The organism is Chitinophaga sp. Cy-1792 (assembly GCF_011752935.1).
GTDB lineage: Bacteria > Bacteroidota > Bacteroidia > Chitinophagales > Chitinophagaceae > Chitinophaga.
Map to the genome: position 1 here is coordinate 3,004,538 of NZ_VWWO01000001.1, position 18,189 is coordinate 3,022,726.

The following is an 18,189-nucleotide window of genomic DNA, read 5'->3' on the forward strand; positions in this document are numbered from 1 at the left end:
CCCCCGATTTGAACCTATAAGAATTAATAATCTCTATATCTATATGCGCTATAACTCTGTCGTTGCAGCATTGCCTATCATGTTGGCTTGTTTGTGTACCAAAACTGCCTTTTCCCAGGATGGAGCAAAAATGAAGTATGGAAAAGTCTCCAAAGAGGAATTTAATGTTAGTTTTCCCAAAGATACCGGAGCTCATGCCATCATTATCTCTGAAATCGGCTCATCTGGCTTTGAATCTGATGGCTCCATGGATTTCAATCTCGTATATAAAATCCATCGCCGTATCAAAATAGTAGATAAAATGGGGGCAGGCAGAGGGCAGGTGTCCATCATGTTGTACCACAACGATAAGTCTGAGGAAACGGTAAGTAAGATCAAAGCCTCCGCCTACAACCTGGAAAATGGCCAGATCGTTGAAACAAAGCTGGAAAGCAAAGATATCTATACAGAAAAGATCGATGACAGGCATACAGAGAAGAAATTTGCCATCCCTGCCATTAAAGATGGTACCATTATCGAGTATAGCTTTGTAAAAACATCTCCCTACTATACAAACCTCGAACCATGGACCTTCCAGCATGCCATTCCAACCCTGTGGAGTGAATACCAGGTATCCATCCCCGATATATTTGAATACGTTCAGATTAGCCAGGGATATGAGCCCTATGCGGAAAAAACCAAAAGCACTTCCCGAACCACCTATACATTCAGAAGTAATAAAAATTCCACCGGCGCTACAGAAACAGGCACCATGGATGCCAACATCAACAGCTGGCGATGGGCAGCAAAAGATCTCATGCCTATCAGGGATGAAAAGTTTATCACCACAACGGATAACTATGTCAATAAAATCGAGTTTCAGCTGAGTGGTTTTTATAACGGAACTTATAAAAAAGATTACCGTAATACCTGGCCAAAGCTGATGGAAGCCCTGAATAAAGATGAAAACTTTGGTGTGGCCATGGGTAAGAATAATAACTTCATGGATAATATCACCGATGATATCATTAAAGGCGCTACTACCGACGAAGAAAAAGCTAATAAAATCTTTAACTGGATCCGGTCAAATATTAAATGCACCGATAAAAGAAGATTGTATACTTCTCAGAAACTAAAAACAACCCTTACGGAGAAGTCTGGGGATGTATCTGATGTAAACCTGCTGCTGGTAGGGCTTTTAAGACGTGCAAAACTGGATGCATATCCGGTGATTTTAAGCACAAGAGAAAACGGTTATGTATATCCTTTTTATCCTATGCTGACAAACTTCAACTACATTATCGCAGTAGTGGATATTGACGGACAGAAAGTTAAACTCGATGCTACCCATCCAAAGCTGGGATTTGGCAAGTTATTGCCCGACTGCTATAACGGTGATGCACGTATCGTAGACGATATTGGCACCGCTTTCTCTATCTCCGCAGATTCACTGCATGAAATTGCCATTACCACCGTGTCTTTTAGTAAGTTCGAAAATGGTGCATTCTCAGGTGAATTCCAGCAACAGCCAACTTACCTCGGCTCCTACGGTATCCGTACACAAGTGGAGAAAACAAAGAAAGAAGGCTATTTTGAGAAGATCAGAAAAGCATATAATGGTGAAGTGGAAATCTCTGATACTGAACTGGACAACCTGGAAGATCTGGATAACCCGGTATTGGTAAAATACAACTTTAAGATAAAAAGCGATGAAGGTGCAGGCGACGATGTAATTTACCTCAACCCCATGCTGGGAGAAGGAACTAAGCATAACCTGTTTACCGCGGCAGAACGTAAATATCCGGTAGAAATGCCTGCAGTATTTGATGAAATCTATTCCATGAACCTGCAGATTCCTTCAGGATATGCGGTAGACGAGATGCCTAAACCTTCTATCGTTAGCTTCAATGAAAACGAAGGCCAGTTCCAATATCTTATTCAGCAGGTGGATGATCATATACAGCTGCGTTGCCGTATACGCTTTACTAAAGCAACCTTCACGCCGGAAGATTATGAACCGCTGCGCGGCTTCTTCGATATGATCGTGAAAAAACAGGCGGAACAAATTGTATTGAAAAAGAAAAAAGCATAACCTTGAAAAAAACATTGCTGTTTCTATTAATCGGTTGTGTGGCGAAAACCGCGTTGGCAGGTGATCCTGTCTACCCGATTACCACTATTAATGCTGACCTGAAGAAGAATGCACATAGTGTAGTACGACTTTCAGAAACAACCTACAGGTTTATCAGTCCGAAAGAAATTAGGAAAACCATTCACCTGGTGGTAACCATCCTTGACGCAGAAGGAGAGGGTGCAGCATCCATGGCACTGGCATATGACAAGTTAAATGAGCTGCGCAGCATGTCTGGCGTACGCTATAATTTACTTGGGTTGCAGGATCAACGGATGCGGCAAAGTGATATAAAAGACTATGCCGGCACCGGCGATGAATCACTCATCACTGATAACAGGTATAAGTACTATTCTTTTGGTAAAAGTTCTGTATTCCCATATACCGTGGAATGGGAGTTTGAATACAAGTATAACACAGCCTTTTACACGATGTCATGGTTTCCGCAGGGATCTCCCTCACAGGCTGTTGAAAAGGCTGTAGTGAATATCGTGACTTCTCCCGGAATGGAGTTAAAATATCAGCCACAGCAACTTAACCAGGCACCTGTAACCGCAGATGTGAAAGAAGGGAAAAGCTATACCTGGACATTAACCAATATGCCGGCCTTTCGTAAGGAAGCATATGCACTCCCGCTGCAGGAAAGGATATCGGGTCTGTATCTCGGTGCTAAGGAGTATGACTATGGCAGCTTTCATGGCAACAGAGACTCCTGGAAAGACCTGGGCAATTTCGTGTATGCCCTCAATGCAGGAAGGGATGAACTACCTGCAAATGTAAAAGCCAAAGTTCACGAAATAGCCGATCCGCTGCCCAATAAAGAAGAAAAAGTAAAAGCGTTATACAAGTACCTGCAGAAAAACTTTCGCTATATCAGCATTCAGTTAGGTATCGGCGGTTTCCAGACCATCGATGCCGCCACCACTGCTAAAACAGGTTATGGAGATTGTAAATCGCTCTCCAATATGATGCATGCCATGCTGAAAGAAGTTGGCATTCCTTCTCATTTGGTATTAGCTGATTTAGATGAAAATCCCGACAGATTACCGGTAGAATTTCCTGGTAATTACTTCAATCACATGATAGCCTGTGTGCCTAACGGGAAAGACACGATCTTCCTGGAATGTACCAGCCCACTCACCAGCCCGGGTTATATGGGTAGCTCTACCGGGAACAGACCTGTATTGCTCCTTGATTCGGCGAATAGTAAACTGGTGAATACACCTGCACTCAGCACGGCAGATAACCAGCAAATATCCGTTATCGATGCAGCCATTAATGATACCGGGCATATTGTAATGAATGTGGCCATCAGACGTACCGGCGAACAACAGGAAAACTATGTCAGCAGGGCAATCTACACCAGTCGGGAACATCAGCTGGAATCTTTACGGAAGTCGTTCTCACTGGCCAGTTATGATGTACTGAACTTCGATATATCCGCCAATACAGGGGATATCGGTAAGTTGCCTGAAGTGATGGAAAAACTCCAGATCAAAGGCAATAACTACGCTACGGTACAAGGTAAACGGATGTTTCTCCTGCCTAATATCCTTAATGCGACAGGGTTAAAGCTGGAAGAAGATTCTCTGCGTACATCCCCTGTACGGATCGACATGGCTTATTGTGATATTGATAGTATTAACATAAAAATTCCTGCCGGTTACCAGCTGGAAGGACTTCCCAAAGGTCAGCAACTGAAAACAAAGTTCGGCACCTTCGAAATGAACCTGACAGTAAAGGATAAGACGATCACGTATATACGTAAGCTGGAAATACTGGCAGGCACATTCCCTGCAGCTGATTACAATGCACTGGTGGCATTCAGAAATGCCATTTACAAATCAGATCGTTCCAGGATTGTTTTTGTGAAAGAACAATAATAGCTTGTTATAGAAACAAAAAGGCGTCTCTATCTACATAGAGACGCCTTTTTACATAATATGATAACGGGTGCCTGTTATTTCTCTCTGACACCAACAGAAATATGTCTGTCTTTTTTGCGTTCTTCATCAGGTGCATCGGCAGCTGCTTTCGCAAATTCTGAACCATAACCTTCTGCTCCCAGTAACTGGCTGGTCTGTGCGTTCAGTTTCTTTAATTCACCTACCACGGCATCAGCTCTTTCCTGAGATAATTTTTTATTTACAGCAGCATCACCGGTTTTATCAGTGTAGCCGCCAATCTTAATTTTTGTTTTCGGAAATGCCTTCAGAATAGCCGCAATGTTGCTTACCTGTGTCATGCTTTCCTGTGTCAGTTTAGCACTGCCTGTTTCGAAATTCAGGTTATCGAAATCATACCATACATCTTTTCCGGCAGGCTTGGTACTATCTTTCAGGAAAGTAACCAGCTGGTCTTCAATACCACCTTTGTAGGCATTTAAAACGGTGCCGTCAGGTAATGTAACCTGGATGCTTTCCCGTACAGACTCAGAAGTCACCGGAGGGGTAGAAGCACCCACAGAATCGGCCAGCTGCGCATTGGTTACACTGTCTGTAACAGGCTCTGCGTTTTTGGAACCGCCACAACCACGCATCAGGTACCAGAGTAATATGATGGCTACCAATATCAGGATCAATGACCAGATCCATTTGTTGCCGCCGCCGGCCTGCTTGACGGAATTGACCGTAGAACTGGCCGCATTGCCTACTGTATGGCCTACATTTCCTGCCATACCACTCAGTTTATGGCCAATCTCACCCAGACTACCCAAACCGAGTAATCCTGCCAGATTCAGCCCTGATGGCATCGCACCAAGTATTTTATCTTTTTGCGAACTGAGGAAAGATGAAAACCCGCTCGGGTTCAGGTTGTTCTGGATCGCATACTGACCTACCGTACCCAAGGTGGCAGGTGCTGCGGAGCTCAGCAAGGTATTGGCACTGCTCTCTTTAATGCCTGAAAAGGAAGATATCATGGATGTAATAGACCCAACCTTATCTCCAAAAATACTTTTCAGCATATCGGCTCCCTTCGACATCAAACCACCTCCTCCTGATTGCAGGGCGGATGACAATGCTGTCGGGGAAGCATCTGATGCAGCTCCCTTTACCATATTCAGCAATCCGGAAGCATCTCCGCTATTCTCTGTTTTATGAAGCAGACCCGTTAAAACAGTCGGTACAATACCGCCAAGGGCCTTTTGTACGTTCCCTTCACTCTCTCCTAATTGAGCGGAAATTTGACTAACGAGATTGCCGCTGAAAAGATTTTTTACACTTTCTAATAAGTCGAAAGACATAATTGTGAGGTTTAATAAATGATGAAAATAGTTCGGGGCGGAATTGGAATATCTATCTATCCGTAGGTAACAGAAAACACTAATTTGCTTGTTTATAACAGTAGATGCCCGCTTGTTGTTCACATTTTTTTAAGAATCGTTTGGCTTCCTGCCCGATTTTTTGTACCTTCGTCAAGCTTGACGCATTTCAAGACTGTTCAAAGTGCCTTCCGAGCACGCTCATTACGATAGAACAGTCGCTATTTATTGGTATTGATCACTTGTCGGGCCACTTCGCGCCCGGTTTCATTTCCGATTAACTGTTACATGCAGTTCCTGCATATAGGATTCCTATGTCGCAGAGGAAAAGATCAGCTTAAACACATTAGAACTATGACTGCTATGATTCAACAATCATGGATGGTTAGGAACTCCTATGCCATTAACGCTTATTTTTCCCGTTACAACCGCCTTAAATGGCTATACCTGTGTACCTGTTTTTTCCTCCTGCCCATGTTTGCCAACGCGCAGGATTCACTGAATAACAGTAAAAACAATGATAAACCTTCTTTACATATTGGAGGTGCATTAAGATTTAACTATAATAATTCTTCCTGGAAAAAAGAACAGGTAAAACGCGGGGGCGACTTCGGCTATGATATGTTTCGCGTCAACGCAGATGCTGCATGGAAACAGCTTTCCCTGCATGCCGAATACCGCTTCTATTCAAAGGATTTCGGCGGCGCCATGCTGAAAGAAGGCTACGTGAGCTACCATTTCAATGATTCCACACGCATTGATGTCGGCCTTACGCAGGTGCCCTTCGGAAATATTACCTACAACTCACATAGCTGGTTCTTTAACCTGCCTTATTATGTAGGTAAGGAAGATGATTATGATATGGGAATAAAATTCGAACGCGTATCTCCCAAATGGAAGTACGAACTGGCCTTCTTCAAAAATGCAGAAGAGCTCAACTTCGGAGATGATACGCCCACAGACCCTTCCAGGTACTCTTACGATGTTGCCGGAAGAAATAAAGAAGTAAATCAGGGTAATGCCCGCGCAGAATATTTTATTAATAAAGATAATAGTGTAGGCGTCTCCGTTATGGCCGGCGGACTATACAACATTCCCACCCGCGATATGGGAAGTCACTACGCAGCCGCATTACACGCTAACCTGAATTATCATAAATGGAACCTGAAATTGCAATCGATGTACTATCAGTACAATGTAGCTGATTCGGCGCAATACCACGATGCAGTAAGCATGGCAGCCTATGGCTCCGCTTACCAGGTGGCTTCCAAAGCCTTTATCCATACGGCTTCGCTGTCCTTTACCCAACCGGTAAAATGGGGGCCTGTCTCTTCCCTGACTTTCTATAACGATTATTCCTACATGGATAAACAAACAGCAGGGTTCGAAGATTCACAGATGAATGTACTGGGGTGTATGGTTACTGCAGGTCATATCTATACTTATATAGACTGGGCTGCCGGTAAAAATCACCCCTGGCTTGGCCCCGTATGGGACGATGCCCTCGCCGCCGGTACACCCGGCGAGTCATGGCATAGCCGCTTTAACATAAATATTGGTTACTACTTCTAAACACAATTAACGATGATGCCTAAACTCAAAATAGACAACCTTACCCTTATCTTCGGTCGTGAACGCGATACCGCACTCCACATGCTGAAGGAAGGTAAAAGTAAAGCTGAAATCCTCGCTGCTACCGGATGTACGATAGGAGTAAAGGAAGCCTCCTTCGAAATTCAGAAAGGGGAATTTTTTGTTATCATGGGACTTTCCGGCAGTGGTAAGTCTAGTCTGCTCAGATGCCTGAACCGCCTGATAGAACCCACTTCCGGCGATATCATCATCAATGATACCAATATCACGCAGCTCAACGATAAGCAACTCCAGGAAATACGCCGAAAAGAAATTGCCATGGTATTCCAGCAGTTTGGACTGCTGCCGCATCGTACCGTACTGGAAAATGTGGCCTTCGGTCTCGAGCTGCAAGGAACTCCACTGGAGGAAAGAAATGCAAAAGCGGCAGAGGTGATAGAAATGGTCGGATTGAAAGGCTATGAAAATCAGCACCCATCCGGACTTTCCGGTGGTATGCAACAGCGCGTCGGACTCGCACGCGCACTGGCAAATGATCCGGAAGTACTGCTCATGGATGAAGCCTTCTCCGCACTGGACCCCCTCATTCGTACCCAAATGCAGGACGAACTGCTGGACCTCCAGGAAAAAATGCATAAAACAATTGTCTTTATTACACATGATCTCGACGAAGCTATCCGCCTCGGCGATCGTATCGCCATCATGAAAGACGGAGAAATTATTCAGATAGGTACACCGGAGGAAATCCTTACCAGTCCTGCTACAGAATATGTTTCCTCCTTCGTGGAAAAGGTAGACAGAAAAGCCATTATCACGGCTTCTTCCCTCATGGATAGACAACCTGTATCCGCCGTATTCCGCAAGGATGGCCCGGAAGGAAGCCTGCGTAAAATGAGAAGTACAGGCCTCAATATCTTGCCCGCTGTTACCATTGATAAACATTTCCTCGGATTCGTTTACCTCAACGAAGTCCTGGAAGTAAAACGCCGCGGCGATAAAACCATTGAAGCGGTCATTCACCGCGAAGTTCCCGTCGCCTACCCGGACACCACTGTGGAACAAATGCTACCATTTATTGCGGAAACGGATAAACCGGTTGCGGTCGTTCATCCACAGTCAAACAAATTATTAGGGCTCATTTCCCAGACTGCCCTCATTATTGAAACCATGGGTACACAGACATTATAACCCTTATGACTAAACGTAGATTATGATTAAAATAGGAAAATATATAGAAGATTTTATTAACTGGCTTACCCAGCATTTTCACCCTTTTTTCAAGATGATAAAAGAGGTGGTGGAAGTGATGGTAAATTCAGTCCAGTGGCTGCTGAACGGCTTGCCGTTCTACGTGGTGATCGGGCTGATAACCTTGCTGGCATGGCGCCGCGCCGGATGGGGCGCCGGCGTGTTTTCCCTGCTGGGCCTCGGCCTGGTATATGGCATGGGCTACTGGCCCCAAACCATGGAAACAATGGCGCTTATCCTGGTATCTGCAGTAATCGCCTTATTAATTGGCATACCATTTGGCATATGGGCGGCCAGAAATAAAGTCGCAGGTAGCATTATGCGCCCTATACTCGACTTTATGCAAACTATGCCGGCATTCGTATACCTGATCCCAGCCGTATTATTCTTCGGTCTTGGAAAAGTTCCGGGTGTATTCGCCACTATCATCTTTGCAATGCCCCCCGCTGTCCGATTAACAACCCTCGGTATTCAACAGGTACCGGCAGATATCGTGGAAGCTACCCGGTCTTTCGGGGCTACACCACGGCAACTGCTGTTTAAGGTAGAATTGCCCCTGGCTATGCCTACCATACTTGCTGGTGTAAACCAGACGATCATGATGGCATTATCCATGGTGGTAATTTCTGCTATGATCGCCGCAGGCGGACTGGGAGAAATTGTATTGAAGGGGATCACCCAACTGAAAATTGGTGTCGGGTTCGAAGGTGGTATCGCTGTAGTAATCCTGGCCATCATCCTGGATCGTATTACCCAGTCTTTCGGTAAAAGGAAGGTTAAAACAAAAGTGTAAAAAAAGTATTAGAACAGAATAGAAACATGTGTATGAGAAAAGTTATCCTGGCTGTATTGGCCATCGCACTAATAGGTATCTCTGCCTGTCAGTCCAATCAGTCTGACGAAAAGAAAATCACCATCGCCTATGTCAACTGGGCAGAAGGGGTGGCCATGACCAACCTCGCTAAAAATCTGCTGGAGAAAAAAGGATATACGGTTGTATTGAAGAATGCAGATGTTGCGCCTGTTTTCGCCGCTGTTGCAGGTGGTGATGCAGATATATTCATGGATGCATGGATGCCCGTTACCCATAAAACCTATATGCAGAATTTCGGCGAAAAAATCACCGTACTCAATACCAACTTCGATGGAGCACGTATTGGCCTGGTAGTGCCGGATTACGTGGATGCCAGAACGATTGAAGACCTGAACAATGCAAAAGCAAAATTCGGTGGTAAAATTGTTGGTATTGATGCAGGTGCCGGTATCATGGACAAGGCCGAAGAAGCTGTACATGCCTATTCGCTCGATTACCAGCTGCAATCTTCCAGTGAAGCCGCCATGCTGGCAACGCTGAAGAAAAGCATCAGCGAAAAGCAACCGGTGGTGATCACCGGATGGGAACCGCATTTTATGTTCTCTGAATTTAAACTCCGCTTCCTGGAAGATCCTAAAAAGGTCTTCGGCGAAACAGAGAAAATTCAGACCATTGCCAATAATGAATTTACGATAAGGGATACCACTGCGGTTAACTTCTTCCGTAAATTCAAACTCAACAGTGAGCAATTAGGTTCACTGATGGGCGCCATCAACGACGCGGATGGTAATGAAACTGCCGGCGTTAAAGCCTGGGTAGAGAAAAACCAGGAACTCGTGAAATCCTGGGAATAACCACTGGATTATATTCCACGATAGCTATACATAAAAAGCGCTCTCTGTTTTCAGAGAGCGCTTTTTGTTTAAACCAATTATTATTTTTATGCCACTGCCACCTGCTGTAATCCTTTCTCCACGGCTGTTTCTTTTAAATCCGGCATACCGGCACCTTCTATACGGTAAGTGGTAATGTCTGTCAATCCGATAAACGACAGAATAAACCGCAGATAAGGTTCCGTGAAGTCCAGTGCTTTCAGCGGCCCTTCTGTAAATACACCATTAGATGCAATGGCCAGGTATACCTTTTTGTTGCTGCTCAGCAATCCTTCCGGCTTGCCATTGCCATAGCTGAAGGTTTTTCCTGCCCTGACCACATGGTCTATCCAGGCTTTCAATGCGGATGGTATGCTGAAGTTGTACATGGCAACGCTGATGATGATAACGTCAGCATCTTCCAGCTGTGCAACGGCTTCTTCTGAGTCCTGAATAGCTTCTTCCTGCAATGCTGTTCTGTCTGTCGGCAGCGTAAAATAGGCGCCCTGTAAAACGCTGTCCAGGTGGGCATAGTCTTTCTTAACGGTATCGTTATGGATTACTTTGCTCTCCGGATATTTTTCGAGTAAATTGCTGATGACCCTGTTCGCCAGTAAAATGCTGTTAGAGGCCTCCCCACGCGGGCTTGAGCTGATATGCAATATGTTCTTCATGATTGTATTTTTATTTTGATAGCACAAAACTACGTACCTTAGCTTACTAAAGGTTACTAGTAATCTAAAGGTTAGTAGTAACCTTTTGGTTAGTTAATGTTGAATTATGGCAGACGAAAAAATATTAAAGGAATACGAAGCCCCTATGAGCAGTGCCTGCGCAGGCGCACTGGGAGCCGTTGGAGATGCACTCTATGCCATAGGTGGCAAATGGAAACTGCGCATTATTATAGCCCTCAGCGAAGGTCCCCTTCGCTTCAATGAACTGCAGCGCTCCCTGAATGGCATCTCTGCAAGGGTGCTTTCCAATGAACTGAAAGAATTGGAACTCAATGGCTTTATTAAAAGAAAGGTGAATGCCAAAGCAACCCCTGTTATTGTAGAATATGAAAAAACCGAATATGCAGGCAGCCTGAAAGCAGTAGTAATGGCACTGCATGAGTGGGGCGCGCAACACCGTACCCGTATACGCCGGCAAATGAAAAAAGATCTGGAAGCTGCATCATAGAAAAAGCATCCTGTTGCCAGGATGCTTTTACACAATATTGGGTGATATATCAGGCTACAAAGTAACCGCTTTTTGTCCGCGGAATACTTTCAGTACAAATTTGCCGCTTACCTTATCCAGCGCTTCTTCCAGTGTTGTTATATTTTTTATGGGTAGATGATTGAGTTCCAGTATTACATCATTCTCCTGTAAACCCATGGCAGGGGAGGGCGCCTTTATCACCAGCACACCATTGTTGTCGGCCATGCCAGTGGCAGAACGTTCTCCCAGGGTTACTATATTTTTAAATACGCCGCTTTTCCATTGAAAAGTTTTCCCTTTGTCTTTTTCCTTTTCAGCAATCAGTGCCGGAAATACAGGCCTGGCAGCTATCCGCTTCAACCTTGGTGCTATAACACCAAAAGAATACATGTCAATATTCCTGAATCCCGTAGTAAATACAGCCGCATTGGTAACGGTATAATCTCCTGTTGCAGGCGCTTTAAACCCTGGATCACCATAGCTGCTATGGGCGTCTGTTCCGGCTGCCCTGGCACTGGCTAAAGCAATGCTGTCAGGGAAAAAATTATGATCGATCTGCCTGCCCCAGTACTTAATGCCAATAGGTTTGTAACCAGTCATGACGATGTTTTCCCGGAATTCGTCACCGCTGTTTTTAAACCATACATGCGGATGAAAAGAGTTGTTGATGATAATATTATTATATACTTTTCTCCCGAAACCCTCTCTGAGCTTTAGTCCTCCGTGCAGACAAACATTATTGTAAATCTCATAGTTGGAAGAACCATCGTCCAGGTCTATATCCCAGCCATGGTCGCAACGAAAGCGGTTATTACGAATGATATTTGTATACATGGCATCCTGCTTTACCAGCCACGGATGAACAGCGGCTATACTATCCATTTCTTTGCGGTCCGGATACCACCATCTGTCGCGGCCCCAGGAGTTAAAACTGCCATGGTCGCCAGTTTCCAGCACGGTATTAAATACGTCGTTGTATTCAATGATATGCCCGCCCCAGGTACCTTCACTAACGTTGATGCCTGCACGTGGGAGATTATAAATACTGTTATGAGCAACGGTGATATGTGCGCTCATAGACAGCTGCACACCGGCAATTTGCTTTTCTATCTGTCCGATATCATGTATGAGGTTATCATTAACCAGGCAGGAATCAGGAAAATGGTTGGTTTTTGGTCCTGCAACGGTGTCTATGGTGCTGAAGGACTGTGATTGATTGTACTCAAACAACGGGGCCCTTACTGCATCGGCATTGCCGGCAAAACAAATGCCACTGGCGCCATTGTTATAAATATGATTGCCTGCTATGGTATCCAGTTTATTATAATTACTCAGGAAGATGGTATTGCCACCATTGTTATCGAAATCACAATCGCGAATCACACAGTTACGTGTACCATCCAGCAGTACCACACCACCACGATATATTGCCCAGTCGCTACGGAGCAATGGCTCCTTCGTGTCCATGAAACTACTCCTGCATTGCGTAAAACGTATATCCCTGATGGTTACATGGCTTAAAGGCGCTTCCGCACTGCCTTTGAGAATGATTAGTCCCTGGTGCTTCGATACAACCAGACTTGCTTTTGCGGGATTCACTTCTGGTGCGGGTTTGTAATATAGCTGCTGTTGGTGCTTGTCATAATACCATTCCCTGGCAGTATCCAGCTCTTCGAAGATGTTCTCCACAAACCTGATACTGCTATGCATACCCATCTGCCGGTTGTTCTGGTAGCCGCCAGCCAGTTGAAGGGTGGTATCTTCGTTAACACCCTGGATCAGGTAATGATAGCCGCCCCATTCTGCTTTATGCAATGCATGGATATATCCGCCTGCGGGGTCTTTCCAGGAGGCAATCCTGGCTTTGCTCACCGCATCGGCAGCATAGCCATGATAATGGGTGGCGCTGCTGTCGTAGTTCGGATAACGTGCCCTTACCTGCGCTTCATTATTAACGTATAGCTGGTCAAATTCGAATGGAATCGCGACTTTAGCCACATAAATACCATTTTTCCAGGGCAGGAAAGTGGCTTTTATCATTGCCCCGCCGCTGATGACAGTGGCGTTTGCCCCGGCTCCCTGTATCGTTACGGCCTTCAGGCCACGAACATCTTCCGGCGTTATCTCCAGTGGCTTTTCAGCATAATAGGTGCCGGCAGGAATCATCACCTGTAAGCTGCTCCCCGGATATTTATCCCGATAGGTATGGATGTCTGCAAGCAGTTTTGCCGGTGTGGAAATAATACGCTTTTCCTGGGCCTTAACGGCCATGTTCACTGTTACTAACGTTAACGCACAAACGAGATGCTGTACGTACTTTCTAATGGTCAATGGCATGCCCACAAATTAATATAGGTAATGCTTAAAATATGATGTAATATTAGCAGGTTCTGCATCAATTTTCTGCTAAAAATTCAGGTCGGTACGCAAAAAAGTGCCAAAATTTCCGGTCTCAAAACATTGGTTCAGGCTTTGTTGTTAAAAAAGCACGTTTGTAGACACAAAAAAGGAGAAAACAAAAACTTATGAATCTTAATAATTTCACAATTAAATCGCAGGAAATACTGCAACAGGCGCAGCAACTGGCATTCAACAACCAGAACCAGGCCATCGAAACAGGGCATATACTTAAGGCGCTGCTAGATGACCAGGACAGCCCGATTGAATACCTGTTGAAGAAGAATGATGTGAACACTACCTTCCTCAACAGCAAACTCAACGAACAGCTGCAAAAATATCCGCGCATGGCCGGAGGCGACGCAGGACAAATGCTCTCCCGCGATGCCAATAATGCTATGCTGAGAGCTGGTGCCTCCATCAAAGAATTCAAAGACGAATTTGTGAGTGTAGAACACCTGCTGCTGGCAATTCTCGGCGGCAGCGATGATACCGCCAAATTGCTCAAAGATGCCGGCCTCACTGAAAAAGGCCTCAAAGCTGCTATAAAAGAATTGCGTAAAGGCGAAACCGTCAACTCTCAGTCTGGCGGCAGCCAATATAATACCTTACAGAAATATGCGAAAAACCTCAACGAACTGGCCCGCGAAGGTAAACTCGACCCGGTAATCGGTCGCGATGAGGAAATCCGCAGAACTTTACATATACTCTCCCGCAGGTCTAAAAATAATCCTATCCTCGTAGGGGAACCAGGTGTAGGTAAAACCGCTATCGTGGAAGGACTCGGACATCGTATCATCAACGGCGACGTTCCGGAAAACCTGAAAAGTAAAATCATCTATGCACTCGACATGGGCGCACTGATGGCGGGTGCCAAATACCGCGGTGAGTTTGAAGAAAGATTAAAAGGCGTGGTAAAGGAAGTAGCAGAGAGTAATGGTGAAATCATCCTCTTTATTGATGAAATCCATACCCTCATCGGTGCCGGCGCCATGGAAGGTGCCATGGATGCTGCCAATATCCTGAAACCCGCACTGGCACGCGGTGAACTCCGCGCTATCGGTGCTACCACCCTCAACGAATACCAGAAATATTTCGAGAAAGATAAAGCACTGGAACGTCGCTTCCAGAAAGTATTGGTAGATGAACCAAGCGTAGAAGATGCGATTTCTATTCTCCGCGGACTCAAAGAAAGGTACGAAAGTCATCACCACGTGCTGATAAAAGACGAAGCGATCATCGCTGCCGTGGAATTATCACACCGCTATATCACCGACCGTTTCCTGCCCGACAAGGCCATTGACCTTATCGATGAAAGTGCAGCCAAACTTCGCCTGGAAATGAATTCCATGCCGGAAGAACTGGATGAACTGGAACGTAAAATCCGTCAGCTCGAAATTGAAAGAGAAGCGATCAAACGCGAAAACGATGAAGATAAACTGGCCGAACTGGCTGCCGAAATATCACGCCTCAGCGATGAGCGTAATACCTTCAAAGCAAAGTGGCAGGCAGAAAAAGAAGTAGTAGACAAAATACAAAACGCTAAATCTGCGATAGAAAATCTTAAACTCGAAGCCGAACAGGCCGAACGTAACGGCGATTTTGGCCGCGTAGCTGAAATCCGCTACGGTAAAGTGAAAGAGCAGGAAAAACTGGTAGATGACCTGACGAAAGACCTGGAAGATTTATCTGCGAATCACAAACGTATGCTGAAAGAAGAAGTGGATGCGGAAGATATCGCGGAAAATGTGGCAAAAGCTACCGGCATCCCGGTTGCTAAAATGATGCAGAGCGAAAAAGATAAGCTCCTCAACCTGGAAGAAGAACTGCACCAACGTGTGGTAGGACAGGAAGAAGCCATCATCGCTGTATCTGATGCCATCCGCCGTAGCCGCGCAGGCCTTCAGGACCCACGCCGGCCCATCGGTTCCTTTATCTTCCTCGGCACTACCGGTGTTGGTAAAACAGAACTGGCAAAAGCCCTGGCAGAATACCTCTTCGATGATGAAACCATGATGACACGCATCGATATGAGTGAATACCAGGAAAAACACAGCGTAAGCCGACTGGTAGGAGCGCCTCCGGGATATGTCGGATATGATGAAGGCGGACAGCTGACCGAAGCAGTACGTCGTAAACCATACTCTGTAGTATTACTGGATGAAATCGAAAAAGCACACCCCGATACTTTTAACATTTTGTTACAGGTACTCGACGATGGCCGCCTCACAGATAACAAAGGCAGGATCGTGAATTTCAAAAACACGATTATCATCATGACCAGCAATATGGGTAGCCAGATTATCCAGGAAAACTTCGAAAATATCGACGAAGGCAACAAGGAAGAAATAGTGGATAAAACCAAGGCAGAGGTAATGACACTGCTGAAAGCAACCATCCGCCCTGAGTTCCTGAACCGTGTAGACGAGGTCATCATGTTCCAGCCGTTAATGCGCGACGAAATTAAAGGAATCATTAACATACAATTACAACAATTGAAGGAGATGGTCGCTAAAAATGGCATAATATTGGAATTCTCTGATTATGCGCTGGAGTTCCTCGCTGTACAGGGTTACGATCCGCAGTTTGGAGCCAGACCATTAAAACGCCTCATCCAGAAAGAAATCATCAACCTGCTGAGTAAGAAAATTCTCGCAGGTGATATCGACAAATCAAAACCAGTGTTGATAGATGTTTTTGATGGCGTTGTAGTAGTTCGAAATAAATAATTCTAAATACGACGATACATAGTTTACAATAAACCCCGCGATTCTTCGCGGGGTTTTTTATTTACGCCACGCGCAGCGCACCCGCCCCGCAGGGGCGGACCACTCAAGTGATCTCTACTCAGTAGAGATCACTTGCCAAATCGCCTAAATCATAAAACACCATCAACCAGTAGCCCCGCCCCGCAGGGGCGGAATCTCCCCGTTGATACCGAAGGTATCAACGGCTAATTCGCTTAAATCACTATCAACAACTTAATCATCAAAGATCCTGCGTTCGCAACAGACCATTTTCCAACGCTTTTTCACTAAATTGTGACTACATCAACACAAATAATCATGATCGGAGAAAGAGAAATAAAATTCATGGAACATGCGGTCCGTTTATCGGCAAAAGGAATGAAAAGTGGTGATGGTGGACCTTTTGGAGCTATAGTAGTCAGAGGGGATGAAATAGTAGGAGAGGGATGGAACCAGGTCCTCTGCAACAACGACCCTACGGCGCATGCCGAAGTAATGGCCATACGCAACGCCTGTGCCAGCCTGAATACTTTCCAGCTCAATGGCTGCGAGATATTCACTTCCTGTGAGCCCTGCCCCATGTGCCTGGGAGCTATCTACTGGGCCCGCCCGGATCGTGTGTATTATGCCAACACCAAAGAAGATGCCGCCGCTATCGCTTTCGACGACTCGTTTATTTATGATGAGATAGGAAAACCTCACGAAGAGAAACGTATTCCGCTGATACACATACCTTCCCCGGATGCCATCAGCGTTTTTGAAGACTGGAACAGCAAGGAAAACAGAACCCTGTACTAATAAAAAAAGGGCCTGTAAGGCCCTGATAATTTATTTATACAGTAATGTACTTTTATCTGTGATGTGTAAAGAAATGAAATCCGAAGAACATAGCAAGAATAATAAATAATATCACCAGCACTATAACGGTAAGGGATATATTAAAATTCTCCGGCCGGCGATTTCTCCGGTATCGTTTATGTAACTTCTTCATCAGGTCCCACTTCATCTGCCTGACCATCGCAGGAATTTTTTCCTTCTCCTGAATAGCAGATAACCCCTCCAGCGCCTCACTGCAAAGCTCACAATCAGACAAATGCATCTCTATCTCATGCTGTTCCTCCGGCGTCAGTCGCCCCTGGACATAATCCAGTAGCTGTTGCTGCGAAGGACAACCAGTAGTGACAAATATATCTTTGAAATGCTCGTTCATATCAATTGATGCAAATTATCGCTTGTTTGCGCGTTGTTGTTTTTCCAGTATAATTTTGAGATTCCGCTTCCCGTTCTGAATATGGCTTTTTACCTGCATCAGATTAAATCCCGTTTCATCAGCAATCTGCTGGTAGGATTTTTTATGAAGATAAAAAAGGTCCACACAGATTTTCTGCTCAGGACTTAACTGGTTCATCGCCTGCTCCATATTCTCCAGCATCAGGTCCTTTTCCTGGTGCATACGCTTATCTTCCTGCTCCGCTTCCATACTTCCAAGGTTTCGGTCGCTGATCTCTTCCTTATACTTCATATGGTTCTGACGGATCTGCATCAGACAATGGTTCTTGGCTACCTGGTATATCCAGGCACGGAAGTATTGTATCTCATGTTTGTTGACATCTGACAATACTTTCAGGAAAATCTGCTGTACGGCATCACGTGCATCTTCCTCATTTTTGAGGTATTTCATGCACATACCCAGTAAAAGTACGGCGTAGCGGTCGAATAATTCACCGATCCACTCGCTGTTACCATCTGCTTTGAACCGTAGCAGTAATTCCTGGTCTGATATGTTATGTATTTCCGGATAATTCACAGGCTAAAAAATGGAATGCTGCTTATAAGATGCAATCTTCATAAAAATTCCATAAAATTAATGGATAATAAATGTGATTTTTTTTATATCGCTGGTAGATGCCTGCCTTTTACGCCATCCATAACCTGCTTTTATT

At 45.1% G+C, this 18,189-nt stretch carries 14 protein-coding genes; 9 read left to right on the forward strand and 5 right to left on the reverse strand.

Annotated elements, in window-relative coordinates; translation table 11 throughout:
- Positions 1 to 43: 43 nt before the first annotated feature.
- On the forward strand, positions 44 to 2,071 hold the full coding sequence (locus tag F3J22_RS12210) for a DUF3857 domain-containing protein (protein WP_167017490.1): 2,028 nt from the start codon (positions 44 to 46) through the stop codon (positions 2,069 to 2,071).
- 2 nt (positions 2,072 to 2,073) lie between these two features.
- Positions 2,074 to 3,993: a DUF3857 domain-containing protein gene (locus F3J22_RS12215; protein ID WP_167017492.1), complete on the forward strand. Its 1,920-nt coding sequence runs from the start codon at positions 2,074 to 2,076 to the stop codon at positions 3,991 to 3,993.
- Between the two features lie 77 nt (positions 3,994 to 4,070).
- Here the strand turns inward: F3J22_RS12215 and F3J22_RS12220 are convergent, their stop codons facing one another.
- Positions 4,071 to 5,354: an OmpA family protein gene (locus tag F3J22_RS12220; protein ID WP_167017494.1), complete on the reverse strand. Its 1,284-nt coding sequence runs from the start codon at positions 5,352 to 5,354 to the stop codon at positions 4,071 to 4,073.
- A 372-nt stretch (positions 5,355 to 5,726) separates the two neighbouring features.
- Here F3J22_RS12220 and F3J22_RS12225 point away from each other — a divergent pair, with 372 nt between their 5' ends.
- From F3J22_RS12225 to F3J22_RS12240, 4 genes are read left to right on the forward strand one after another with little or no spacing between them, the layout of a single operon-like run.
- The gene (locus F3J22_RS12225; protein WP_205195194.1) at positions 5,727 to 6,944 is read left to right on the forward strand and encodes a hypothetical protein; all 1,218 of its coding nucleotides are present in this window, start codon (positions 5,727 to 5,729) and stop codon (positions 6,942 to 6,944) included.
- A 12-nt stretch (positions 6,945 to 6,956) separates the two neighbouring features.
- Positions 6,957 to 8,153: a glycine betaine/L-proline ABC transporter ATP-binding protein gene (locus tag F3J22_RS12230; protein WP_240155039.1), complete on the forward strand. Its 1,197-nt coding sequence runs from the start codon at positions 6,957 to 6,959 to the stop codon at positions 8,151 to 8,153.
- Positions 8,154 to 8,175: 22 nt separating this feature from the next.
- Positions 8,176 to 9,006 (forward strand): proline/glycine betaine ABC transporter permease, encoded by an 831-nt coding sequence (locus F3J22_RS12235; RefSeq protein WP_167017496.1) that lies wholly within the window; start codon positions 8,176 to 8,178, stop codon positions 9,004 to 9,006.
- A gap of 32 nt (positions 9,007 to 9,038) precedes the next feature.
- The gene (locus F3J22_RS12240; RefSeq protein WP_167017498.1) at positions 9,039 to 9,881 is read left to right on the forward strand and encodes a glycine betaine ABC transporter substrate-binding protein; all 843 of its coding nucleotides are present in this window, start codon (positions 9,039 to 9,041) and stop codon (positions 9,879 to 9,881) included.
- A gap of 86 nt (positions 9,882 to 9,967) precedes the next feature.
- On the opposite strand, the gene F3J22_RS12245 is transcribed toward F3J22_RS12240, so the two are convergent.
- Positions 9,968 to 10,573, reverse strand: coding sequence for an FMN-dependent NADH-azoreductase (locus F3J22_RS12245; protein ID WP_167017500.1), 606 nt, complete (start codon positions 10,571 to 10,573; stop codon positions 9,968 to 9,970).
- A 106-nt stretch (positions 10,574 to 10,679) separates the two neighbouring features.
- Between F3J22_RS12245 and F3J22_RS12250 the strand changes: the two genes are divergently transcribed.
- Complete coding sequence (locus tag F3J22_RS12250) at positions 10,680 to 11,081, forward strand: helix-turn-helix domain-containing protein (RefSeq protein ID WP_240155040.1); 402 nt, start codon at positions 10,680 to 10,682, stop codon at positions 11,079 to 11,081.
- Positions 11,082 to 11,135: 54 nt separating this feature from the next.
- Here the strand turns inward: F3J22_RS12250 and F3J22_RS12255 are convergent, their stop codons facing one another.
- Positions 11,136 to 13,439, reverse strand: a complete 2,304-nt coding sequence (locus tag F3J22_RS12255; RefSeq protein WP_167017502.1) for a PDZ domain-containing protein — start codon at positions 13,437 to 13,439, stop codon at positions 11,136 to 11,138.
- 188 nt (positions 13,440 to 13,627) lie between these two features.
- Here F3J22_RS12255 and clpB point away from each other — a divergent pair, with 188 nt between their 5' ends.
- Together clpB and F3J22_RS12265 are read left to right on the forward strand one after the other, a co-directional pair.
- On the forward strand, positions 13,628 to 16,228 hold the full coding sequence (gene clpB, locus F3J22_RS12260) for an ATP-dependent chaperone ClpB (RefSeq protein WP_167017504.1): 2,601 nt from the start codon (positions 13,628 to 13,630) through the stop codon (positions 16,226 to 16,228).
- 336 nt (positions 16,229 to 16,564) lie between these two features.
- Positions 16,565 to 17,044 (forward strand): nucleoside deaminase, encoded by a 480-nt coding sequence (locus tag F3J22_RS12265; protein WP_167017506.1) that lies wholly within the window; start codon positions 16,565 to 16,567, stop codon positions 17,042 to 17,044.
- A 52-nt stretch (positions 17,045 to 17,096) separates the two neighbouring features.
- Here F3J22_RS12265 and F3J22_RS12270 read toward each other — a convergent pair whose 3' ends face one another.
- Both F3J22_RS12270 and F3J22_RS12275 read right to left on the reverse strand, forming a co-directional pair.
- Positions 17,097 to 17,456 carry an anti-sigma factor gene (locus F3J22_RS12270; RefSeq protein WP_167017508.1) on the reverse strand — a complete coding sequence of 120 codons (360 nt, stop codon included), beginning with the start codon at positions 17,454 to 17,456 and terminating at the stop codon, positions 17,097 to 17,099.
- A 15-nt stretch (positions 17,457 to 17,471) separates the two neighbouring features.
- A complete protein-coding gene (locus F3J22_RS12275) occupies positions 17,472 to 18,053 on the reverse strand; it encodes a sigma-70 family RNA polymerase sigma factor (protein ID WP_167017510.1) in 582 nt (193 codons plus the stop codon).
- Between the last annotated feature and the right edge of the window lie 136 nt (positions 18,054 to 18,189).